17 protein-coding genes are annotated in these 23,332 nt (G+C 33.9%); 4 read left to right on the top strand and 13 right to left on the bottom strand.

The features are described 5' to 3' along the window. Positions 1–8: 8 nt before the first annotated feature. On the bottom strand, positions 9–620 hold the full coding sequence (locus tag VB776_RS10535) for a fumarylacetoacetate hydrolase family protein (RefSeq protein WP_323328780.1): 612 nt from the start codon (positions 618–620) through the stop codon (positions 9–11). A gap of 178 nt (positions 621–798) precedes the next feature. On the opposite strand from VB776_RS10535, the gene VB776_RS10530 reads away from it, so the two are divergent. Then, the gene (locus VB776_RS10530; RefSeq protein ID WP_323328778.1) at positions 799–1,647 is read left to right on the top strand and encodes a M48 family metallopeptidase; all 849 of its coding nucleotides are present in this window, start codon (positions 799–801) and stop codon (positions 1,645–1,647) included. A gap of 75 nt (positions 1,648–1,722) precedes the next feature. On the opposite strand, the gene sucC is transcribed toward VB776_RS10530, so the two are convergent. Further along, positions 1,723–2,919 (bottom strand): ADP-forming succinate--CoA ligase subunit beta, encoded by a 1,197-nt coding sequence (sucC, locus tag VB776_RS10525; RefSeq protein WP_323261295.1) that lies wholly within the window; start codon positions 2,917–2,919, stop codon positions 1,723–1,725. Between the two features lie 201 nt (positions 2,920–3,120). Between sucC and VB776_RS10520 the strand changes: the two genes are divergently transcribed. After that, positions 3,121–3,771 carry an ABC transporter ATP-binding protein gene (locus VB776_RS10520; RefSeq protein ID WP_323328777.1) on the top strand — a complete coding sequence of 217 codons (651 nt, stop codon included), beginning with the start codon at positions 3,121–3,123 and terminating at the stop codon, positions 3,769–3,771. Positions 3,772–3,873: 102 nt separating this feature from the next. Here VB776_RS10520 and can read toward each other — a convergent pair whose 3' ends face one another. From can to VB776_RS10480, 8 genes are all read right to left on the bottom strand, one after another. After that, complete coding sequence (gene can, locus VB776_RS10515) at positions 3,874–4,539, bottom strand: carbonate dehydratase (RefSeq protein WP_323328776.1); 666 nt, start codon at positions 4,537–4,539, stop codon at positions 3,874–3,876. A gap of 20 nt (positions 4,540–4,559) precedes the next feature. Continuing rightward, positions 4,560–6,152, bottom strand: a complete 1,593-nt coding sequence (locus VB776_RS10510) for a SulP family inorganic anion transporter (protein WP_323328774.1) — start codon at positions 6,150–6,152, stop codon at positions 4,560–4,562. Positions 6,153–6,275: 123 nt separating this feature from the next. Further along, positions 6,276–6,647: a hypothetical protein gene (locus VB776_RS10505; protein WP_323328773.1), complete on the bottom strand. Its 372-nt coding sequence runs from the start codon at positions 6,645–6,647 to the stop codon at positions 6,276–6,278. 154 nt (positions 6,648–6,801) lie between these two features. Further along, positions 6,802–8,121 carry a hypothetical protein gene (locus VB776_RS10500; protein ID WP_323328771.1) on the bottom strand — a complete coding sequence of 440 codons (1,320 nt, stop codon included), beginning with the start codon at positions 8,119–8,121 and terminating at the stop codon, positions 6,802–6,804. Between the two features lie 80 nt (positions 8,122–8,201). After that, positions 8,202–9,788, bottom strand: a complete 1,587-nt coding sequence (locus tag VB776_RS10495; protein ID WP_323328769.1) for a SulP family inorganic anion transporter — start codon at positions 9,786–9,788, stop codon at positions 8,202–8,204. 77 nt (positions 9,789–9,865) lie between these two features. Further along, positions 9,866–11,734 carry a proton-conducting transporter transmembrane domain-containing protein gene (locus VB776_RS10490; RefSeq protein WP_323328767.1) on the bottom strand — a complete coding sequence of 623 codons (1,869 nt, stop codon included), beginning with the start codon at positions 11,732–11,734 and terminating at the stop codon, positions 9,866–9,868. Positions 11,735–11,743: 9 nt separating this feature from the next. Beyond that, complete coding sequence (locus VB776_RS10485) at positions 11,744–14,245, bottom strand: YbcC family protein (protein WP_323328765.1); 2,502 nt, start codon at positions 14,243–14,245, stop codon at positions 11,744–11,746. 294 nt (positions 14,246–14,539) lie between these two features. Further along, positions 14,540–14,890 carry a hypothetical protein gene (locus VB776_RS10480; protein ID WP_323328763.1) on the bottom strand — a complete coding sequence of 117 codons (351 nt, stop codon included), beginning with the start codon at positions 14,888–14,890 and terminating at the stop codon, positions 14,540–14,542. A gap of 569 nt (positions 14,891–15,459) precedes the next feature. Here VB776_RS10480 and VB776_RS10475 point away from each other — a divergent pair. After that, positions 15,460–16,476 (top strand): GntR family transcriptional regulator, encoded by a 1,017-nt coding sequence (locus tag VB776_RS10475; RefSeq protein ID WP_323328761.1) that lies wholly within the window; start codon positions 15,460–15,462, stop codon positions 16,474–16,476. 134 nt (positions 16,477–16,610) lie between these two features. Here the strand turns inward: VB776_RS10475 and VB776_RS10470 are convergent, their stop codons facing one another. From VB776_RS10470 to VB776_RS10460, 3 genes are all read right to left on the bottom strand, one after another. Next, entirely contained in the window at positions 16,611–20,381 is a 3,771-nt protein-coding gene (locus VB776_RS10470) for a hydantoinase B/oxoprolinase family protein (protein ID WP_323328759.1), read from the bottom strand. A gap of 303 nt (positions 20,382–20,684) precedes the next feature. Then, on the bottom strand, positions 20,685–21,134 hold the full coding sequence (locus tag VB776_RS10465; protein ID WP_323328757.1) for a GNAT family N-acetyltransferase: 450 nt from the start codon (positions 21,132–21,134) through the stop codon (positions 20,685–20,687). Positions 21,135–21,158: 24 nt separating this feature from the next. After that, entirely contained in the window at positions 21,159–22,178 is a 1,020-nt protein-coding gene (locus VB776_RS10460) for an RluA family pseudouridine synthase (protein ID WP_323328754.1), read from the bottom strand. Positions 22,179–22,217: 39 nt separating this feature from the next. Here VB776_RS10460 and VB776_RS10455 point away from each other — a divergent pair, with 39 nt between their 5' ends. Next, positions 22,218–23,093, top strand: coding sequence for a 1-aminocyclopropane-1-carboxylate deaminase/D-cysteine desulfhydrase (locus VB776_RS10455; protein ID WP_323328751.1), 876 nt, complete (start codon positions 22,218–22,220; stop codon positions 23,091–23,093). The last annotated feature ends 239 nt before the right edge of the window (positions 23,094–23,332 follow it).

The raw sequence follows: 23,332 nt of genomic DNA, 5'->3' as shown, positions 1-23,332 counted from the left end.
GTCACGATTTACTTAATGTCAAATGATAGCATTTCTTTGCCTTCAACGAATGCACTTAATTTATCGCCAATTTTTACTTTACCAACGCCAGCAGGAGTCCCTGTGAAAATTAAATCGCCAGTTTTTAACGTGAAGTATTTTGATATTTCAGCAATGATTTCATCAAAATTCCAAAGCATCATAGAAGTATTTCCTGTTTGACGAGTTTCTCCATTAATCTCTAAATGGAAATTCAGTTTCTTTAAATCAGCAAATTCAGATTTAGCAACAAAACCAGAAATAGGTGCTGAGCCATTAAAAGCTTTGGCTTTTTCCCAAGGTAATCCTTTTTCTTTTAGTTTAGATTGAACATCTCTAGCCGTAAAATCAATACCTATTCCGATTTCCTCGTAATATTTATGTGCAAATTTAGCTTCAATATTTTTGCCCATCTTATTGATTTTCAATACGATTTCTACTTCATGATGAATATCGTTTGAAAAATCAGGATGATAAAATGCCTCATTGTCTTTGAGTATCGCCGTATCTGGTTTCATAAAAATAACGGGTTCAGACGGACGCTCATTATTTAATTCTGCAATATGTTCAGCGTAATTTCTACCGATGCACAAAATTTTCATATTTCTTCGTTTTATGAATTATTTTACAAAAATACCCCTAAAATGTAGAAATTTAGAACCTTTTTTAGATTTTTACATCTAAATTCTAAATTGCTATACTATTACTAGAGTGTTGGTATGATTATTTAATATTAATTTTGCCATTAAAATTTAATGTGTCTTAATCCTTTTAAGAAAAATGAAAAAAATCGTTTTTTATGGAGCAGTTCTCCTAACGTCAATTTGGGCTTGTACAAAAGTGCCGATTTCTGGTCGTAGCCAATTATTATTGGTTTCTGATGATGAAATGAACGCCATGTCATTTACTAGCTATAAGCAATTTTTAGATACTAATAAAGTAGTAGCGGCTAGTTCTCAACAAGCGGCAATGGTAAAAAGAGTTGGTGATAAAATTGCTAAAGCTGCTCAAACATATTTTGAGCAAAACGGTTCTCCAAATTATTTGAATGGCTATCAATGGCAAACCGAACTAGTACAAAATAGTCAAGTGAACGCTTGGTGTATGCCAGGTGGTAAAATGGTAGTTTATACAGGTATTTTGCCAATTACTCAGAATGAAACGGGTTTAGCTGTAGTAATGGGTCATGAAGTATCGCATGCGATTGCAAAACATGGTAGCGAAAGAATGAGCCAAGGAATGGTAGCACAAGGTTTATTAACGGCTGGACAAGTAGGTTTAGGAATAGCGATGCAAAGTAAGCCAAGTGCAACACAAAATTTATGGAATTCAGTATTTAGTGTTGCTGCTCCTGCGGGTGCTCAAATAGGAATGCTTGCTTTTGGACGTAACCAAGAATCAGAAGCTGACCATTTAGGCTTAATTTTCATGGCTATGGCGGGATATAACCCTAATGAAGCTGTAGCTTTTTGGGGAAGAATGGCAGCACAATCTGGCGGAGGAACTAAGCAACCTGTATTCTTGTCAACTCACCCATCAGACGAACAACGTATTGCTGATATAAAAAGACTTTTACCAGAAGCAACTCAATATTACAATGGTGCTAAGTCTGGTGCTAAGAAAAACTAGTTTTTTATAATGATAAAATCAATAAAAAAGGCGAAAGATTTAAAATCCTTCGCCTTTTTTATTATTCTGTATTGATTACATTGCTGCTAATACTTCTTCTACTTTAGTAGCTGCATCTTTCAATAAAACAGCTGAGAATACCTTCAAGCCTGATTCATCAATGATTTTAGCTCCCTCAGCAGCATTAGTTCCTTGTAAACGAACAATAATTGGTACAGGAATATCACCGATAGCTTTATAAGCTTCAACAACACCCGTAGCAACACGGTCGCAACGAACAATACCACCAAAGATATTAATCAAGATAGCTTTAACGTTTGGATCTTTCAAGATGATACGGAAACCAGCTTCAACCGTTTTAGCGTTAGCTCCTCCCCCTACATCTAGGAAGTTGGCAGGCTCACCACCAGATAATTTGATGATGTCCATCGTAGCCATTGCTAAACCAGCACCATTCACCATACATCCAACGTTACCGTCTAATTTTACGTAGTTCAAATCGTTTTTAGATGCTTCAACTTCTAATGGATCTTCCTCAGTAACATCACGTAATGGAATAAAATCTGAATGACGGTACAATGCGTTATCATCTAAGTTAACTTTAGCATCTACTGCCAAGATTTTGTTGTCTGAAGTTTTCAACACAGGGTTGATTTCAAACATCGAAGAATCAGTTTCAACATAAGCTTTATAAAGAGAGTTGATGAATTTCACCATTTCTTTGAAAGCATCACCTGATAAACCTAAAGCGAAAGCAATTTTACGAGCTTGGAATGCTTGTAAACCTACTCTTGGATCAATCCATTCCTTAATGATTTTTTCAGGAGTATGTTCTGCTACTTCTTCAATGTCCATACCACCTTCAGTTGATGCCATGATAACATTACAAGCACGACCTCTATCTAACAAAATAGAAATGTAATACTCTTTTGGCTCAGATGGACCTGGATAATAAACGTCTTCAGCAATCAAGACCTTATTAACTTTTTTACCTTCTGGACCTGTTTGGTGAGTAATCAATTGCATTCCCAAAATCTGTTCTGATTTTTGGCGAACTTCATCTAAATTTTTAGCAAGTTTTACTCCACCACCTTTTCCACGCCCACCGGCATGAATTTGGGCTTTAATTACGTGCCACTGTGTACCAGTTTTTGCCGACAACTCTCGGGCAGCTTCTACTGCCAATGCTGGTGTATCGACTACGATGCCCTCTTGAATGCGGACACCATAACTTTTCAAAATGTCTTTACCTTGATACTCGTGAATGTTCATTTGATACAGTTTTTTATGTCGAAATTAATTCGTTTGCTAAATTACTGACAAACTATTTAATTAATTGCTTTTATTTGGTAAATATTTATAGTTTATCAACTTTTTTGAACGACCAACAAAGTAATTATTCAAAGCAAATATAGTAATTCCACATTTTTTATCGTTGTTTTGTTCTAGTGAATATTTATTGGAAAAGGAAAAATGTTAGTAGTCAAAAATATTACAAAGACCTATGGAAACTTAAATGTTTTGAAAGGTATTGATTTACAGATTCATCAAGGAGAAGTAGCCTCTATCGTTGGGGCTTCGGGGGCTGGGAAAAGTACGCTGTTGCATATTGCAGGAACACTTGATAAACCTGATACTGGACAAGTATTTATTGCTGGACAAGAAATTACCAATTTAAAGGATACTGCTTTAGCCAAATTTAGAAATGAAAAATTAGGCTTTATTTTTCAATTTCATAACCTTCTTGGAGAGTTTACAGCTTTAGAAAATGTTTGTATGCCTGCTTACATTGGCGGTAAAAATAAAAAAATTGAAGAAAGAGCAGAGGAACTTTTGGTATTACTCGGACTAAAAGACAGAATTCATAATTTACCTTCACAGATGTCAGGTGGTGAACAGCAAAGAACAGCAGTTGCTCGTGCTTTAATCAATTCACCATCAATCATTTTTGCGGACGAACCTTCTGGAAATTTAGATTCAAAAAATGCACATGAACTACATGAGCTCTTTTTTAATTTAAGAGACCAATTCAATCAAACTTTTGTCATCGTTACCCATAACGAAGAATTAGCGAATATGGCTGACAGAAAGTTAGTAATGCAAGATGGTTTATTATTGAGTTGACTTTTTAAGAAATGAAATAAACAGAGAAAGCCTGTATTGAGTATTCTCATTACAGGCTTTCTCTGTTTATTAAAATATTTTTTTCTCCTCAAGCAAGACCCTCTAATAAATTGAACTATTAGTAATTACCTCATCTGTATGAAAATCATACTTAAAGATTGGATCAATCTCTGAACATGCTTCAATTTCCATTACTTCTTTAATCAAACCAGATTTCATATCAAAAACCCATCCATGAATATGTGGCAATTGGAAGTTTTTCCAAGAACGTTGAATGATTGTTGTTTTAGCAAGGTTCTTTACTTGTTCTTCTACGTTCAATTCTACCAAACGCTTAAATCTAGCATCTTCATCAGAAATATTTTTTAGTTCATAATTATGCTTATCATAAACTTCTTTAATATTTCTTAGCCATTTATTGATGAGTCCTAAATCGCTAGAGCCCATCGCAGCTTTTACACCACCACAACCGTAATGTCCGCAAACAATAATATGCCTTACATGAAGTACTTCCACCGCATATTGAAGTACGGAAAGTAAATTAATATCAGTATGGACAACTAGATTTGCTACATTTCTATGAACAAATACTTCTCCAGGCTGTGCATTGGTAATTTCTTCAGCAGGAACTCTACTATCTGCACAACCAATCCATAAAAACTTGGGCTGTTGATCTTTAGAAAGGGTATTGAAATATTCTTCATCTAATTCCAAACGCTCTTTTGCCCATGCTTTATTAGCTAATAATAATTGTTTGTATTCTTTCATTTATTTAATGTAATTATAAATTAATGTGACGATTCTGTTTCTCCGTGATAATGATTTATATCTCCTTGAATCTTGCGATTTACTTTCTTGAAAACTACTTCAATTCCTTTACTTTTCGAACTCCTTTTAAAAGTATAAAGTAGCGTAAAAATATCATGGTCGATAAAGTTGGCTCTTGCACCATCAATTAATACTTCATCGCCTTCCTTCAAGCTCATTAAAATATTTTTAATTCTTGGTTTATTCAAAAAGGAAACATCTTTATTAAACTTGATTAATACATTGTTTCCTTCACGAATCACCGAAATTACTGAACGGAAATTGGTGAATACAACAAATAAAAGCCCTATAAACGTTCCAATAAATATACCAAAAAGTAAATCTTTGAAAATAATTATGATAATAGTGGCTGCAAAAGGGATGTATTGGTCGTATCCTTCTTTATAAACTTTTTTAAATACAACAGGATTAGCCAATTTATACCCTACCATCAACAAAATGGCAGCCAATGCAGATAAAGGAATTCTATTCATTAACATCGGGATAAAAACTACCGAAGCCAATAATAATACTCCATGAACTATTGACGACATTCTTGTTTTTGCTCCAGCATAAACGTTTGCCGATGTTCTAACAACTACAGAAGTAACTGGAAGTCCACCTAATAAACCTGTAATTGTATTTCCTACTCCTTGTGCAACAAGTTCCTTATCTGAAGAAGAAATACGTTTTTGAGGGTCGATACTATCACCAGCTTCCAAACTTAGAAGTGACTCCAAACTAGCCACAATTGCCAAGGTTATTGCAATTGTGTAAATATGAGGATTGCTTAAAAATGAGAAATCAGGAAAAATTAATACGCTTTTAAATTCTTGGAAATTATTAAAAATAGGCATTGCCACCATGTGAATTGGGGAATTTCCTAAAAAGTACTCAGGCTTCGCAATGGCATATATTTCATTGATTGAAACACCTAAAAGTACAGCTGCCAAAGCAGAAGGGAATACTTTAAAAAAGTTAATGTTTTTCTTAGCAGCATAATCCCAAAAAATCAAAAGTGATAAACACGAAAACGAAATAATGACAGCGCCATAATTAAAATCCACGAAAGAACGTATTAATTCTGTAATGGTATTTTGATGGTCGGCAACTTGTTCAAACTCAAATTCACCTTCATAATCTTGGTCATCTCCTAAAGCATGAGGAATCTGTTTAAGAATAATTACCAAACCAATAGCAACCAACATTCCCTTAATAACACTTTCTGGGAAGTATGCACTAAATTTACCCGCTTTCAAATAACCTAATGCAATTTGAAGTAAACCAGCTAAAATAACCGCTACAAGAAAACCTGGATAAGAACCCAAATCTTTAATAGCCGTAGCTACAATTACAGTTAAGCCAGCCGCAGGTCCACTTACCGAAATTTCTGACCCTGATAAAATTGATACTACAATCCCGGCTACAATTCCTGAAAGTAACCCTGCAAAAAGTGGTGCTCCTGAAGCAAGAGCAATTCCTAAACAAAGAGGCAATGCTACCAAAAAAACAGAAATACCTGATTTCCAGTCAGTTTCCAGTAATGACTTTTGATAATATTTAATTTTAGACATAATATATTTAACGTAGTAGCTTTGAATCAAATTTGAAAAGGGAGTATCCCCTAATATTTAGTATAAGGTTGAATTGATCAAACATTATTTGATAGAAACAACATTGTACTCCATAAAAATGATTTAAACACGAGGAGGCTGAATAATTACATCAAAATGCCCACGAAGGATTCGGGAAGAATATGAAGAAAATAATGTGAGAGCTGAATGATAAATGCTTTCGATTGAGATAATGTCTTTATCAAAAACTGAATAGCTATGTAAAATACAAACTACTTTATAAGCATCAATATCTTCAGATTCTGGAATATCATCGGTAGGGTTTGAATCTGATTTCTTTTCTGTTTCAGCTTTATTTTGGATACTTACAATTTTTTCTTTTGATAAAAAAAAACTTAAGTAATGAATACCACCTACACTCAAGCCGATAAAATGCAAGGTCGAAACCAAGCAAAAAATCCGAAAAGCTATATGTAGTTTACTTCTGGTATTCATAGCGAGGTTTAATTGGCTCAACAAAATTATAACATTTTAGTTCTATGTTTTATATTTATAACTATAAAAGATTAAAAATAAAACAAAATTGGGTTATCGAAGCCGATAACCCAATCCAACATTAAACCACATACAAACTAAAATATTGTAATCTTTAATTAAAAAAGACTTGATACTGCATAATAATACCGCCTTTTCTATCTGTTGCTTTATATTCTCCTGAAGCATTACTTGTATAAACTGGACGACTTTGATAAGCCAATGTCAGCTTAGAAGTATGACCTGAGAAAAGCCAATTAATACCTGCATCATAAAATACCATTGGGTCGGCTAATTTTTCATAATCTGAATATTGAATACTTACGTAAGGCATTAAAGTACCTGCTTTGCCCAACATATTATTCGCCATTTTATACCCTAATTGTCCATAAAATGTTTGCCCAGTTCCATATAGTGGGGCATTGTTTCCAGCTCCATTTAGTACATTGGGATTAGAATTTCCCGTTGAAGGATTCAATGGGCCACTTTCACGAATATAGTTTTTGCCAAAATCATAATCTGAATAAGCCAAATAAGCACTTAAAGCTGTGCCTTTTTCTTTGTTAATGGGTGCATCATAAAAAGCATCAACCGCCAATAAAGTCATTGCTGTTTTAAGGGTATCTCTCCCATTATCTGCCAAATGCCACATCGCATCAGGTTGATAGATAAACCCAGCACCAATATTGAAGATTTTTTTAGTGCCTAAATAAGTCCCTACCATATAAGGATTCATATTAGATTCTTTATCCCAAAACTGGTACTGGAAATATCCCTGTGTTTGAAATTTTGGTGGTGTTGTGGCAAAGTTTGAATTCTTTGTTAATGCAGTCGCAGCGTTAAAACCCGCTGATTTTTGAATCGCCATTGGATCTGTCAAGGCTACTCTATAATCGAAACTGCCTAATTTCCCTTTAGCATAAATACTAAGTTTACGTAAAAATTGATCGTTAACATCATTAGTTGCTTGTTGGTAAAGTGGTGCATCTACACCTAATTGACCGCCAACTGAAGCAGCCGCAAAACGAGCTAAACCACTCCAACCCGACAAACCTCCGCCTAATGAAAGTTTATTTTTAATAACTGCATACTCCCCAACGGCATCATGTATGAAAAAACCTTGTTTTCTATCTGAAAGTGCATTAAAATTATTTTGTCCAACTTGTAAATAGATATAAGTACGGTCGGTGATTTGTCCAAATAATTGTAATCTCAAACGACGAATACCAATATCTGTAGTAGAAGATTTTGCAAAACCATTCGTTGTTGAACCCGGATTGTTCTCGTTATAGCGAAGCCAAACTTGATTCATCAATGTCATCTTTAAAAACTGCGAACCATCTTGATTCAAGTATAATTTTCCTTCTTTATAAGTTTGAGAAAAGCTGATGTATGATAACATTAGCCCAGCCACCAGAAAAAACGTTTTTTTCATAGAGTTAATAATAGTTATATTTAATACTGAGCGACAAAATGTCACTCAGTATTAAATATAACTATTATGTGAATTAAAATTTATGATTTACGAGCAGCCAATTTATGCCCAGAAACAGGTTTGTGATTATCAAGACCTATAATTTTCACTGTACCACCTCTTTCTATATAATCATGCTCGAAATGATGAAGATTTTCCATCACAGAGTGATCAACCAATTTTGTATTAGTTAAATCTATCGTCACATTAAACCCAGTAGGAATAGCATCCAATTTATTTTTGATACCTAAGTAATTCGTAAAAACAGCCGATTTATCAATTTCTATTAAATATTCATCACCTTCAAAAGAAACCAATGTTGGTGCTTTGAAAAGAGAACTAATTGGCAAACCATTCACCAAGTGAATAATGATTTTCAAGGCAATACCAGCGGCAATACCAACCAATAAATCTTCGTATAAAGTGAAGAAAATCGTAATCAAGAAAATAGACAATTGTTCTTTACCAATTTTGAAAGTATGGATAAATTCTTTAGGATGAGCCAATTTAATTCCTACAGTAATCAACATCGCTGCTAAAGCTGTGTTAGGAATCAATTCAATTAAATGTGAAGCCAACAAAACAAAACCTAAAATAAAAAAACCATGAAAGAAATTTGCCCAACGAGTTTTTGCCCCATTATTAACATTCGAAGAGCTACGTGCTACTTCTGAAATCATTGGCAAACCACCTAAAATTGCGACTAAAGTATTTCCTACCCCTACTGCTATTAAATCTTTATTAGCATCAGATTTACGACTATACGGGTCTAACATATCAATTGCTTTAACCGTTAATAATGATTCTAAAGTACCTACCAAAGCAAACATTACTACATATTTTATAAAAATTCCAGTCTGAGCAAAACCTGAAAAATCTACATTTACTTTGATATTTTCCATCAAGTTTCCAATATGAACTAGGGCATAAGCTGGCTCAGTGGTTTGGAAATCCATCGCCAGTTCAGCAGGAATTGCCACAATCAGTACAACCAAAGGAGCAGGTATCTTTTTGATAATGGGATTTTTAATTAAAGGCCAACCTAACATAATTGCTAAACAAACTATGCCTATCAAACTTGCTTTAGGGTCAAGGTTTGCAATAAATGTAGGAATAGCACCTATTAACGCAATTGGACCTTTTCCTTTGGTAAGTGCTGGTGCTACATCTAACAAAACTGGAATTTGTTTCGCTATAATAATCAAACCAATAGCAGCTAGCATTCCATGAATAGCTGATAAAGGAAAGAAATCTGCTAATTTCCCCAACTTGAATACGCCAAAAAGTATTTGAACAATACCTGCGGCAACCATAGCACCAAGTGCTAAATGCCAGCCTGTTTCGCCTCCACCAAATTCATTCACTGCTCCTGCCACAATAACAATTAAACCTGCTGCAGGGCCTTTGATAGTAAGTCTTGACCCCATGATAAAACTAACAACTATTCCACCAATAATGGCAGAAACTAAACCCATAATTGGCGGAAATTCTGAAGCTTTAGCAATTCCTAAACTCAAAGGAAGAGCCAGTAAAAAAACTATAAAACCAGAAATAGCATCTGTTGAAAAGTTTTCTTTTAATCCTGCGAAGCCATCAAGCGGAGCAGTTAATTTTGTTTTATTTTCCATTTCAAAATAATATTTTTAAAGATGTTAGGGACGTGATTCAATACTTAATTATAATCTGAATTCGAACAATTTCTTTTTTATGAAGACTTATAAGCTACTTCATGATATGTTTTAATGTGTGGTCCTAGAAAAATTCTGGCATAAAGCCTTATGACAGAAATTCCTCCGATAATGAAACTTGACGAAATCAAAAATGCTAAGAAGACTTGGTCTTCGTGAATATGACTAAAAATTAAATCTTCGCCGATAAACGTTGAAGTAATCGGGAAACCTGTTAAACCTAAGCAGGACACTAAAAACATCATGGCAAATCTTGGGTGTTCGTAAACGTGTCCGTTGAAACGATTCAAATCAAGTACTTTCTCGATAGCGGTAAGTTTGCTCAATGTGAAATACCCCAAAGTTCCCATGATTACGATACCACTCAGGTAAAAAATCGCTTCTTCTGCTTTGAAATGCTCGTTGAATGAAATTGCCAAGGCAATCCAGAAATGATTCATGATGATTAAGATCCAGCTCATTCTTGGACTTTTTCTTTCTGAATAAGATTTTAACACCATGATAAACCCAATCAATGAAAACAAACCCGGTAAATATTCATGCAATTGTTCGGCTAAATTTTCCTGATTGTACAATAATAGCAATCCAATAAAATAAGTAGGGATAAAAAGTAACAACAGCTTATTTACCGTTAGAAAATCTAATTTTCTACCTACTTTTTTCAAAGGTTTCCAAACGATATAATCCATGAATAAATCTAAATTCCATTCTTTCAAACTCATCACATAAATAGAATACTCTACTTTTTTTGGGAAAGAATCTTCAATCGTATGCTGACGTGGAACGAAATTGTAAAACTGCTCACGAATCATATAACTCACTACCGATGGTGAAACCAGTAATTGATAAGTTCTCAAGAAAGCATTTCCTGCAAAGTGAAATAATGCCAAATTTTCAAAACCTGCCGCTACTTCAATGAAAATCAAACCAATTTGTGCTACCGAAGCATAAGCAATTTGGCTTTTCACCGACGATTGTACTCTTGCAATCAAAGACGCAATGATACTTGTTGAAAGCCCAAGTAAAGCAATGAGGATTCTTACAGAAATTTGATGCTCCCAAAAAGGAAAAGTTCTGACCAAAAGAAAAACACCCAAATGCACCGAAAGTGAACCATAAAAAATAGCACTTGAAGGCGTTGGACCTTCCATTGCTCTAGGCAACCATGACGAAAATGGTAACTGAGCAGATTTAACAGCCGCTGCAACCAAAATCATAATAGAAATAAATACGCCCGTAAAACTATGGCTTTGTAGGTGTTCATGTACCAATTCATAATTACTCAACTTCAAGAAAGTAATATTTTCATGCCACAAATGGTGGCTCGCCCACATGGCAAGAATTAAACCAATATCACCAATTCTATATACTGAAAATACTTTAATGGCATTTTTTACAGGCAAATATCTGTCACGATAAAAAGCAATTAATAAGAATGATGAAATTCCTAGAATTTCCCAGCCTATAAAAAGCGTTTCAAAGTTTCCAGCTAGAATTGCCACATTGTAACCTACATAGAAAAATAAAATCGTATTAAAAAAACGCTTGTAGCCCTTTTCTCTATGCAGATAATAACGGCTGTAAATTGTTACTAAAAACGTTAAAAACGCACCAACTAACAGATACACTACTGTTATTTTATCGAAACAAAAATCAATCAGAAACTCATACTCTTTGGATTTAAAAAGTACAATTTCCTTTAAGTTAAGCGTTTCATGACCGTGTAAAAGCCAGTAAACAAAAAAAACAATAAAACTAATTAAGTGTATTCCTACCGTTGAAAAGGCAGCCCACGACAAGACACTTTCCTTTTTTTGAGGAATCAATAAACTGATTATAAATCCTACTATAGGTATAAGAATAAAAATTTGAAGTATTGAAGTCATCTTGTATTCTTATTTGATTAAATAAACTGGAAAATTTTCTTGGTTAGACTCAAGTAAAGGTTCAATATCAGAAACAGCGTCTAATTCTTTATTAACAGACTGATAAGGCACAAAATGACCATTCTCAAATCTAAATATCTCTCTGTTTTCAGGATTAACCACTACCAAATGCACCCATTCATTATTGAACCATTCATAAGTTTCAGGAGCTGTTTTAATTGTATTCAACACCACATCTGGAAAATGTTCAACGATAAAAAGCATACGAATTGGGTCATGAACTTCAATCATTTGGCTTGGTAAACCCGGTCTCAAATCACCATCTATTCCGTTGGCTACTCCAAAAAGTCCCATTACATTATGTGGTAATTTTGAGCCAGCGCCTAATTTCTGATTATCAACCCTTGAGAAATAGTATTCCAGATTAATTCCACCACAAACTGGTGCAGCGGCTTTCAAAATATTAAAAAGATACTTCCCATCTAAATCCACTTCGTAATTGTAAGAATTCATAAAAGCTCTTCTATCTAAAAATAAATCTTTAGAAAGTTCTCTTCTTCCAACAATACAAATCGCATTAGTGGCGTGGTTAAGTTCTGGTCTTGGTTCAAAAAGTGAAACCGACCTTGTACGAATCTTATTATGAATTTCTTCAGCCGTCAATTTCGTATCAATTGATTCAAACCTTCTTGAACGTTCTTTCGCATTAAAATCAAGGGATTTCACAAAAAGTGATTCATTCTTTTTATGACCGATTTTATTTTTTTCAGAAAGTACATTTTCGTCAAAAAACAAAATCTCATCACGAGTAGTATCATGCAAAGCTCCCACAAATTGAGTCGTTTCAGGAATATCAATTCCTTTTGAAGCCAATATTTTCCTTACTTCAACATGATTCAACATATAACTTGCTACTCTTGCATTCACAGAACCTGGTCTTCCACAACAAGCACCACAATCATAACCAGCGTAATGAGTATTATTTACGCTACTCGCTCCATGCCCTACAATATATACGATAGGAGCAAAATCTTTCACTAAACCAATACTCTTTAGCAGTCCTTCCATACGTTGAGCCATTTCATCAACGGTAAAACCAATCTGGAGTTCATCTTTTCTTGGATGGCTATGATGATGACCATGTTCTATTGTCAAGCTCGATTCTTTATCCATGTGTTTGAATGAAGAAACCGAAGCTGCACTCATTGATGGTCTGAAAATATTTAAGAACAAACGAAATATAGACCAATAGCCCAAAGTCTGAGAAAACAACCAGCCACTCAATAAAGAATGTGTATGTTTAGTAAAATGTGCATCTTTCCCTTCTTTATTTTTAGAACCTAGTTCTTTAATCAAGAATTTAGGATTAACTGGCGCTGGGCATTGCTTTGTGTAGGAATTGGCATGTTCGGGTTGATAATAAAATTCAACACCAAAAAAACCAGGCGTACCAAATGTTTCACAACCAGTATCAAATTTTTCGAGGTATCTCCGAATTGAACATTCACGGTCGTCAATACAAAACATTGCTTGAAAACTCTTTTCCTGAACTTCTCTTTTCGTCGCATTTCCAAGTTGAATACCTGCCAATACTTGGTCATAATAAGTCCATTCAAAAGCATCTTGCCAAATTGTAAGTACTTGATTCAATTCATTTTCAGGCACTTCCGCAAAAATATCTTTTATTTCATCTTTAATTGTACTTCCAAGTGTTGCCCAGTTTTCTCCAAATTTGAAATCCAGTGCATCAATCTCCAACAGCAATTCAAAAACAATTAAATCATGTGTAGAGATTTTCTTATGATCTAATAATGTTTGTGGTAAATCTTCAACGACTGAAACCATTCCTGACCAACCTTGATGTGCAAACTGCTGATCATAAAGGTATTGTTTGTAAAGTGAGGCATCACCTACAAGGATTTTCAACAAATCTTCAATCTTGCAATTTTCGTCCAACAATAGTTTTCTCGCTCTTGTTGTTTTGAAAAAGCTTGTAAAAGTATTACGCTCCATTTCTCTAATTGAAGCTAAAAAACCTTTATGAATATTAGGAAAACTCCAAATTGAAATCCCTTGGTCTAAGAAACTACAAAGAATTCTGAATAAAATTGGATGGACCAACAAATCCATATCTATATGGTGAATCAATTTCCAGTTTGCTCTTAAATTGCCCACTCTAGGAGAAATCAACGTATCATACTCTTTTTGAAGCACTTTCTCTTTCCAGTCCAAAAGGTACTCCTCTCCCATTCTTTCAATAATCACTTTCTCAAGAATAGCGATATTTACTCTATTGGAGTGATAAAGCGTTCGGTATTCATCTAAACTCAGAAATACTTTATACCCAAATATTTTTGAAGCCTTCCTGATGGCTTTGTAAAATTTGAGATGCTGAAAAGCATGAAGTGTATTATGATGAACAAAGTCTTTTAAAGGAGCTTGCGCAGGTAAATAATGCTTCAATTCATGAAGTATTTCATGTTCATCAAAGGATGATTGGTGTGTTTTCATACAAATACTTTAAGATTTATCAAGACTTGAAAAGTTGATTGTGTAGGCATAGTTAAATTTTACTGGTAAGTAAAAATCAAGCACAACAAAAACTAGAATATAAAATTTGATTTTTATCAATAGATAAACCAAACAATACAATCAAGTTCAATACAAGCTTTAGCCACATTATCAGAATTATACCAATAATTTGAACCAACTTTTACAAAAGAATTACGATGAAATAAGCAAACTGTTTACGTTGAAGCTGTAAACAATAAAAGTATCAAGAATGATACTTTGCACAAACGAGTGTCAGATACGGAAATTGAGGAACAAAACAAAAAGCTGAAAGCAAGAATGAATTTTAGAATTAAAAATCCAAGAAGAAAGGTATGTTTGCTTTAATACTAAAGCTTTGAAAGTAAAAAATTGACTGATTGTAAAGTTGATTTTTGCTAAATCAAAATCTTTACCATTTTCTGAACTCTCTTCAGTTTCGTTGATTGCTGTATCACAGAATTGAGTTCGAGAAGTATCAGTTGAAGTTTTTAAAAAATGTCTTTTGATGTGTTGGTTGTGCGCATCACTATCAAGATTCATTGGCGAAGCAATGAATTTGAAGCTTACTAGCAACAACAACAAAAGTATTTTCAAAAATTTCATATTGCCAAAGTTCTTTGTTGACAAGAATTGCATTACAGATAATGATGACAATTTATGTCTTTCACTTCAATTTAACATCAATTGAATATGAATTATTTCATAACGAATGAAAAATTCACAATAAAGTTTAATTTTTTAATTAAAAATCAATATTAAATCCCTCAAAAAAGAAAAAACTACTTGAAAACAAGTAGTTCTATAATTAAATATTCAGAGATAGGAGGCAAAATCATCAAGTTTGTTTAGAAGACAATTGCCTGCGGAGACAAATTTATGTCTCCGACAGACACTGTACACCATTAACCATTTTTATAAACAAAACTTGTAAAGGTAGCATCTCACAAAAGAGATGAAACATTATATATTGAAGCATGTTTTAAGAATGAATTCAAACCAAAACAATGCTATACTATGCTAGTGAATTTCACTACAAATTTAAAAAAAAAATCAGCGATTCAAAATTTTTTACTTATAATTTGACTCAAAATTGGAAAAAGACAATACTTTATTATCACAACATTAAAAATATTGTTAATTTGCTATAATTACCTCAAATAGAAATACATTCAATGAAAAACAGCATTCAAATTGATGCCAGCTCAAGTAAGCCTAAATTCCAACAATTAATCGAATACATCCTCAACGCTATTGAAGAAGGAGAGTTAGTAAGAGGACAACAATTACCTTCCATTAACGAGGTTTCACACAACTTTGGAATGGCAAGAATGACGGTAGCAAAAGCTTATGATGAACTCCGTGAAAAAGGAATAATTACTTCACATCATGGCAAAGGATTTTACGTTTCTAATACTGATACCAGAAGTCAGCTCAATATTTTTGTACTTTTTGATGCTTTAACACCTTACAAAGAAATTTTGTATGATAGTTTGGTTGCTGAATTGGGAGAGAACGTTACGCTGAATATTTTCTTTCATCACCACAATTTAAAAGTATTTGAAAACACTATTAATAACCATCTTGGTTCTTATAATTATTATATCATCATGCCACATTTCAATCAGGATGTGACAAACGTTCTTCAAAAAATACCCAAAGAAAAACTCTTAATTTTAGATATTGATGTACCCGCTTTTGGTACAGATTATGCCATTTTATACCAAGATTTTCAAAAAAATACTTATACTGGACTGATTGAAGCCAAAGATTTAATTAAAAAGTATCAGACTTTTTCATTGGTTTTAAGCAGCAAAAGCTTTCAATATACTCCTGTCGGAATCATTCAAGGATTTGAGCGTTTCTGTCTTGAAAATGATATTGCTTATGAAATTATTTCAGATTTAGAAGAGGAAGAACATCTTCAAAAAGACCATGCTTACTTAGTTTTCCGTGAAAATGATTTGGTAAGATTTATCAATTGGTCGAATAAAAAAGGCTGGAAATTAGGCACAGACATCGGATTAATGTCTTATGATGATACGCCAATTAAAGAAATCTTAGCTGAAGGTGTTTCTGTGATTTCTAATGATTTTTCATTGATGGGCAAAAGAGCTGCTCAAATGATTCTTTCTCGTCAAAAGGGAAGATTTGTCAATAAAAGTTACTTTATCAAGCGAAAATCTTTGTAAAGTATTGATTGGTCAATAGATAAGACAAATTAAACGTAGCGGTAACCTTTACGGTTACCGTTTCTCATCTCAACCAATCAGTTATAGCTAGGGTTTCCTCTTAGGATATAATACCTCAAAGCCTAAACACCTACTTAATTCCCAAAACCTCCACCACCAGGGGTCCAAATTGTTAATTTATCTCCTGCTTTGGCAGTAATTTCATTATTTGTTGTAAATGTTCCATCTGTTCTTGCTAATAAATGTTTACCTGATTTACCAGCGTTTCCTCCATTTAATCCATAAGGTTGCGTACTAATATGCTGACGAAGTAATGAAACTTCTACTTCTTCTAAAAAAGTTACTTCACGCACAATTCCTTCTCCTCCTTTAAATTTTCCAGCACCCGCAGAATCATTACGAATTTCAAAACGATTTAGATAAACTGGATAACGCAATTCCATGATTTCCGCATCGGTAATTCTAGTGTTTGTCATGTGCGTATGTACACCAGAGGCACCATCAAAGCCCGCTCCTGCTCCACTTCCTCCACAAATTGTCTCATAATAGCCAAAGTTTTTATTGCCAAACAAAAAGTTATTCATCGTTCCTTGCGACGATGCCACAATGCCAAAAGCTTTCAGTAAAGTATCTGTTAATCTTTGACTTAACTCAACATTACCACCCACAACAGCGGGACAATCTACTGGATTTTCTGGATAATTAGGATTCAAAATTGACTTTTCTGGAATGATTAACTCAACCGCTTTTAAAATGCCATCGTTCAATGGTATTTTTTCATTCAATAACAATCTCAAAACATAAATTACGACAGAATTCACAATCGCAATGTTAGCATTCAAATTTCCTGAATCGGTTTTGGTGCTTCCTGTAAAATCAATGATACAATTATTTTCTGTGATTTTTACTTGTACTTTCAAAGGCTCTCCATTATCCAAAAACTCTTCTGACTGGTAAATTCCTTGTCCAAATGCTTGTAGTTTTTCTCGCATTCTACTTTCAGAATAAGTCTTCAAACGATTCATGTAGAAATGAACTTTCGTTAATCCATGTTCTTTAACCAAGTTTTGTAAAGCTTCTTCACCATTTCTGTTTGCCGCTAAAGCTGCATTTAAGTCTGCTAAATTCTCATCAATTGCTCTTGTTGGAAACACTGCTGATAAGAGTAAATCTTTAATTTCTCCCCAACGAATTTCTCCATTTTTCACCAAATACATCGGTGGAATTACAACGCCTTCTTCTGCTAAATTCTTAGAATATGGTGGCATTGAAGCTGGACGAACACCCCCAACTTCGGAATGATGGCAACGATTTACTACATAACCAATCAATTCATCTTCCAAGGAATACACTGAAGATATCAAGGTAATATCTGGCAAATGCGAACCGCCAAATTTTGGATGGTTGGTCACAACTACATCACCTTTTCCAATATGAATCTGTTTCAACACACTTCTTACACAAACACCCAAACTCCCCAAATGTACTGGAATATGTGGTGCATTGGCGATTAATTCTCCTTCTGCATCCAGTAAAGCACAAGAAAAATCTAATCGTTCTTTTACGTTCACAGAAAGTGCTGTTCTTTGAAGTAGCAAACCCATGTTCTCGGCAATCGTCATAAAACGATTGGTGAAAAGTTCCAGTTGAGTTTCTTGATTATCTACTTCATTATCAACAATTTTCTCCGCTACTTTTTGAATAATCGCTGTTCCTTGATTATCAATTTTCAAAGTCCAACCTTGTTCGATAACGGTTGTACTAAATGGATCTAATAGCAAAGCAAAGCCATTAATAATTGCTCCATTTTGAAGCTGATTTCTGAAATAAACTGGAATACTTTCCCATTGCTTATTGAAAAAAGCCTTTACTTGATGATTAGATTCTGGTGTGTACTCTTCTGAAACCTCAACTTTTTGTTTCTCTCCTTTTTCAGAATATTCAAAAGCATTTACTCTGATACTTTCTAATTCTATCGCTCTGTTTTCTATCCAATGACCAAAAATGGCTTTGTATTTTTCTTTAAAGGTGGCTAACATTTCTTCAAAACTTTGCCAAGATACTTCTATGGTTGAATCTTGTCCTTTAAAACGAACATACAGCGAATGACTTTTAAAACGAATATCTGCCTGTTTTACTCCATCATTTTGTAAAGTTACTATTACTTCATTTTCTGCTTGTTCAAACAAGTCTTTCAGTTTTTCTTCTAATTGTGTATCAAAAATTTCTAATACAGAACGTTCTGAAAATCGTTCTACTTGTGCTTTATCAATGCCAAAAGCTGAAAGTAATCCCGCATCTTTTGGTAAAAGAATTGTATTGATATTTAATAAATTAGCAATTCCACAAGCGTGTAAACCGCCTGCTCCGCCAAAAGCTACCAATCCATAATCATGGATTGAATAACCTTTTGCAATAGATATTTTGCGAACGGTATCTGCCATTTTTTCATTGGCGATGGCTCTAAATCCTTCTAAAATCTCTTCTTTAATAGGTTCTTTTCCTGTCTTTTGAGTAATACTCAACAGCAATTCTTTTAATTTGGCTTCTGCTTTTTCTGGAAAAACTGGAATGCTAAATTGTTGAATATCTAAGCGACCTAACAATAAGTTTACATCTGTAATGGTTAAATCTCCACCTGCTCCATAACAAGCTGGGCCTGGCATTGAACCTGCACTTTCTGGTCCAACACTTAGTTTAAAGCCATCAAATGAACAAATTGAACCTCCACCAGCTGCTACAGTTTCTATCGCTAACGATGGACTGAATATCTGTCCACTTCCAATTTTTTGAGAGAATTGATAATCAAAGTTTCCATCATAACGTGCAACATCTGTACTTGTTCCTCCCATATCGAAAGTTACAATTTTCTGATAACCAGAAGCTTCTGCAATATATGCTGCACCGACAACGCCTCCTGCTGGACCGGAAAGTAAACTATCTTTGGGATGAAAATGATGAGCATTCACTAAACTTCCAGCACTTGTCATTACTTTGAAGTGTTTATCTGGAATTTGTGAACTGATATTATTGATATAAGTATGAATAATTGGAGCAAGATAAGCATTGACAACTGTGGTTTCTGCTCGATTCAAAAATTTGATTTGTCTGCTTAATTCTGTAGAAATATTCACGTATTGAAAGTATTTTTGTAATATTTCTTTCAAGACTTTTTCGTGAATATTATTACGATAAGCATTTTTTAAACAGATGGCTATCGCTGAAATTCCTGCTTCTTTTAATCTTTTTGCCGCTACTTCAATCACAGAAATATCCATCGCTTGAATGATATTCCCGTCTTTGTCAATTTGTTCATTTACTTCAATTACTTCGCTATAAAGTGGTTCTGGACGAACGATATTTAAAGCAAAAATATCTGGACGTGACTGATTTCCAATTACTAACAAATCTTTAAAACCTGCTGTTACGAAAAAAGCGGTCTTTGCTCCTTTCATTTCTAAAAGTGCATTAGTGCCTTTTGTAGAGCCGATTCTGATTTGAATTGATGGGAATTGTTCTTTTAGTCCTGTGTGTGTAATCAATCTTGCTCCTAAAACAGGAGCTTCTTCAAAGGCAGTCAATGCAAAACTTAATACTTTATTTTGCAATGTTTCTGGCAAAGCTTGGTCTAATGATAATGTATTATTTTCTACATCAAAACTTACAACTTTAGCCTGAAAATCATGATTCAATAAAGTAAAAGTATATCCTTCAAGAATATCTCTTTTCAAAAACCAAGAAGCTTTTACCTTGAAAATTTGCGGATAGATTTGTGCAATAATTTCGCCCCGAAGCGAACTGTTAGAAAGTATTTTGTAGCGATATTCTTTTCCATCACTATCAGATGCAACACAATCAGTGAATGTTCCACCTGTATCTATTGAAATGTAGTAGGTTTTTTGCATTTTAGAAGACTTTAGGACTTTAAGACTAAAGGAGTTGAGGATGGGAGGACTTTAGGACTTGAGGATTTAGGATAACGCTATAGACTAAAAGACTTAATTACTTCAAGAATAGTATTCTGAGTAATGATATTGACGAAAGAAGTTTAAGTTTCCCCCTGTTTTTTCCATTAGCAGGTGAATTAATTCACCTGCTAATAATAAAATCTAAAATTTCTTTATTCTTGGGTTATTCCTAAAATCCTCTTGTCTTTTAGTCCTCCAGTCTTAAAATCTTACAGTCCTAAAGTCTTTAAGTCCTCAATTCTAAAAATCCAAATGCACATTAATCCATTCTCCATCCATTCTTGTTCCGAATTTTTTGTAGAAATTAATGGCTGGTTCGTTCCAATCTAATACTTGCCACATCACTCCAGTACAAGCATCATCTTTAGCTTGCTGAATGGTTGCTTCTAATAATTTTTCACCTAAACCTTTTCCACGCATTTTTTCAGAAACGATTAAATCTTCTAAATACAAACGCTTTCCTTTCCAAGTAGAATATCGGTAATAATATAAAGCTAGTCCAACTACTTCCCCTGCTACTTCAGCTACAATAGAACCAAAAATTGGGTTTTCACCAAAACCATCCAAATACATTTGTTCAACTGTATTTGTTACTTGTTCTGGTGCTTTTTCATAAAGTGCTAATTCCTTGATTAACTCAAACATCACTGGTACATCTTCCCGAATACTTTTTCTGATAATAACTGACATTGGATTTTAGTTAGGTTAATGGTTTTATTCGTTATTTACATAAGTATCCCATTTCTGGATTACTTGTTGCATTTCTTCTGGTAGTTCTGTATCAAATTGTAAAAATTCACCTGTTTTTGGATGAATAAATCCTAATGACTTCGCATGTAATGCTTGTCTCGGACACATTTTAAAACAATTTGCTACAAATTGTTCGTATTTAGAAAATATCGTTCCTCTCAAAACTCTATCACCACCATAAGTAGCATCGTTGAATAATGGATGACCAATATGTTTAAAATGTACTCTAATTTGATGCGTTCTTCCAGTCTCTAAATTACATTGTACCAAAGATACATAGCGTAATTTTTTCAATACTTTATAATGAGTAGTGGCATCTTTTCCCATTGAACCATCTGGGAAAACGGTCATAATTTTGCGGTCTTTCAAACTTCTTCCAACATGACCCGTAATCGTTCCTTCATCTGTTTTAGGTTCACCCCAAACTAAAGCATTATAAGTACGTTCGATACTATGATCAAAAAACTGTTTTGCCAGATGTGTCATCGCTGTTTCTGTTTTGGCAATTACTAATAAACCAGAAGTATCTTTATCAATACGATGTACTAATCCAGGACGAATTTCTCCATTACGATGTGTCGGTAAATTTTGGAAGTGATACACCAAAGCATTCACTAAAGTTCCTTCCCAATTGCCATGTGCTGGATGCACAACCATGCCCGCAGGTTTGTTGACAACTAGCAATTCATCGTCTTCATAAACAATTTCTAAAGGAATATTCTGTGGGATAATTTCTGTATTACGTGGCGGTTCTGGTAATAAAACCGTGATAACATCTAATGGTTTTACTTTATAGTTTGCTTTAACGATTGCCTCATTTACTCTTACTGCACCCGTTTCAATAGCATCTTGAATTTTATTCCTAGAAGCATTTTGCATTCTTGACATAAGGTACTTATCTACCCTTAAGATACTTTGTCCTTTGTCAACCTCAAATCGGTGGTGTTGATATAATTCTTCTTCTTCGTCTTCTATTTCTTGCATATATTTGGCATTAAAAATCAAAATTAATCAAATACCGCCATGTTTCAATTACCTCATTCTCCTTTAACGTTAATAAAGGATTCTGTGTTAGCATCCTACAATATAAAATTATACCTTAAAAGAGATGATTTAATCCACCCAACCGTAACAGGAAATAAATGGAGAAAACTAAAATTTAACTTAATAGAAGCAAAAGAAAAAGGATTTGACCAATTATTAACTTTCGGGGGTGCTTACTCTAATCACATTTATGCTACCGCTGCCGCTGGTAAAGCATTTGGGTTTAAAACTGTAGGAATTATTCGTGGAGATGAATTAACGCCTGATTCAAATGATACTTTACGGTTTGCACATCATTGCGGTATGGAATTAATTTTTGTAACTCGTCTCGACTATAATTTCAGAAATAGATTAACCAGACAATACGGAGATAAATATTATGTGTTGCCTGAAGGCGGCACAAACGATTTGGCAATCAAAGGCGTTAACGAAATGGTTGATGAAATTTATGAAGTAATCAACCCTGATTATGTTTGTTCTGCCGTTGGTACAGGTGGTACTTTAGCAGGTATAGTGAGTGGCGTTAGCGGAAAAACAAAAGCCATTGGTTTTGCTTCGCTAAAAGGAAAAGGTTTATTGAAAGGACAAATTGAAAAACTTTTACCTTTTGAAAAAGAATTTGAACTCAATGAACAGTATCATTTCAACGGCTATGCCAAAACTACTCCCGAATTAATTGATTTTATCAAAGGTTTTGAAGAAAGAAATCCCAATATTCAACTTGAACAAGTTTATACAGGTAAAATGATGTTTGGGATTTATGATTTAATCAAGAAAGGATATTTCCCAGAAAACTCAATCATTGTAGCAGTTCATACTGGTGGTTTGCAAGGACGATGTGAGGAGTTGAAATGATATTTGGGATTGGGGATTTCTGATTTTGGTATAGTGTATTGAAATGAAATAATAAAGTAAATATGTAATATTTTCGGCTGAAAATGATTATTAAATCCTTTTTTCAATAGGGTCGGACTTGGCTTCCCTTGAAAATTGTTTTTCGATATTGATTTAGAATAAAATCCACTCATATTCTGGGTGGATTTTTCATTTCACTTACGGTGATTTATTAAAAAAATACAATTTTATTTGACTTG

The sequence above is a fragment of the Arcicella gelida genome, from assembly GCF_034931025.1.
Taxonomy (GTDB): domain Bacteria; phylum Bacteroidota; class Bacteroidia; order Cytophagales; family Spirosomataceae; genus Arcicella; species Arcicella gelida.
Note: the sequence above shows the minus strand (reverse complement) of the source record. Positions and strands in the feature narration are given on the sequence as shown.

Bases quoted from the DNA above. Each gene is read 5' to 3' on its own strand.
- VB776_RS10480 (WP_323328763.1), bottom strand. From the start codon at position 14,890: ATGAAATTTTTGAAAATACTTTTGTTGTTGTTGCTAGTAAGCTTCAAA.
- can (WP_323328776.1), bottom strand. From the start codon at position 4,539: ATGAAAGAATACAAACAATTATTATTAGCTAATAAAGCATGGGCAAAA.
- VB776_RS10485 (WP_323328765.1), bottom strand. From the start codon at position 14,245: ATGAAAACACACCAATCATCCTTTGATGAACATGAAATACTTCATGAA.
- VB776_RS10470 (WP_323328759.1), bottom strand. From the start codon at position 20,381: ATGCAAAAAACCTACTACATTTCAATAGATACAGGTGGAACATTCACT.
- sucC (WP_323261295.1), bottom strand. From the start codon at position 2,919: ATGAACATTCACGAGTATCAAGGTAAAGACATTTTGAAAAGTTATGGT.
- VB776_RS10495 (WP_323328769.1), bottom strand. From the start codon at position 9,788: ATGGAAAATAAAACAAAATTAACTGCTCCGCTTGATGGCTTCGCAGGA.
- VB776_RS10535 (WP_323328780.1), bottom strand. From the start codon at position 620: ATGAAAATTTTGTGCATCGGTAGAAATTACGCTGAACATATTGCAGAA.
- VB776_RS10455 (WP_323328751.1), top strand. From the start codon at position 22,218: ATGTTTCAATTACCTCATTCTCCTTTAACGTTAATAAAGGATTCTGTG.
- VB776_RS10490 (WP_323328767.1), bottom strand. From the start codon at position 11,734: ATGACTTCAATACTTCAAATTTTTATTCTTATACCTATAGTAGGATTT.
- VB776_RS10510 (WP_323328774.1), bottom strand. From the start codon at position 6,152: ATGTCTAAAATTAAATATTATCAAAAGTCATTACTGGAAACTGACTGG.
- VB776_RS10520 (WP_323328777.1), top strand. From the start codon at position 3,121: ATGTTAGTAGTCAAAAATATTACAAAGACCTATGGAAACTTAAATGTT.
- VB776_RS10475 (WP_323328761.1), top strand. From the start codon at position 15,460: ATGAAAAACAGCATTCAAATTGATGCCAGCTCAAGTAAGCCTAAATTC.
- VB776_RS10530 (WP_323328778.1), top strand. From the start codon at position 799: ATGAAAAAAATCGTTTTTTATGGAGCAGTTCTCCTAACGTCAATTTGG.
- VB776_RS10460 (WP_323328754.1), bottom strand. From the start codon at position 22,178: ATGCAAGAAATAGAAGACGAAGAAGAAGAATTATATCAACACCACCGA.
- VB776_RS10465 (WP_323328757.1), bottom strand. From the start codon at position 21,134: ATGTCAGTTATTATCAGAAAAAGTATTCGGGAAGATGTACCAGTGATG.
- VB776_RS10505 (WP_323328773.1), bottom strand. From the start codon at position 6,647: ATGAATACCAGAAGTAAACTACATATAGCTTTTCGGATTTTTTGCTTG.
- VB776_RS10500 (WP_323328771.1), bottom strand. From the start codon at position 8,121: ATGAAAAAAACGTTTTTTCTGGTGGCTGGGCTAATGTTATCATACATC.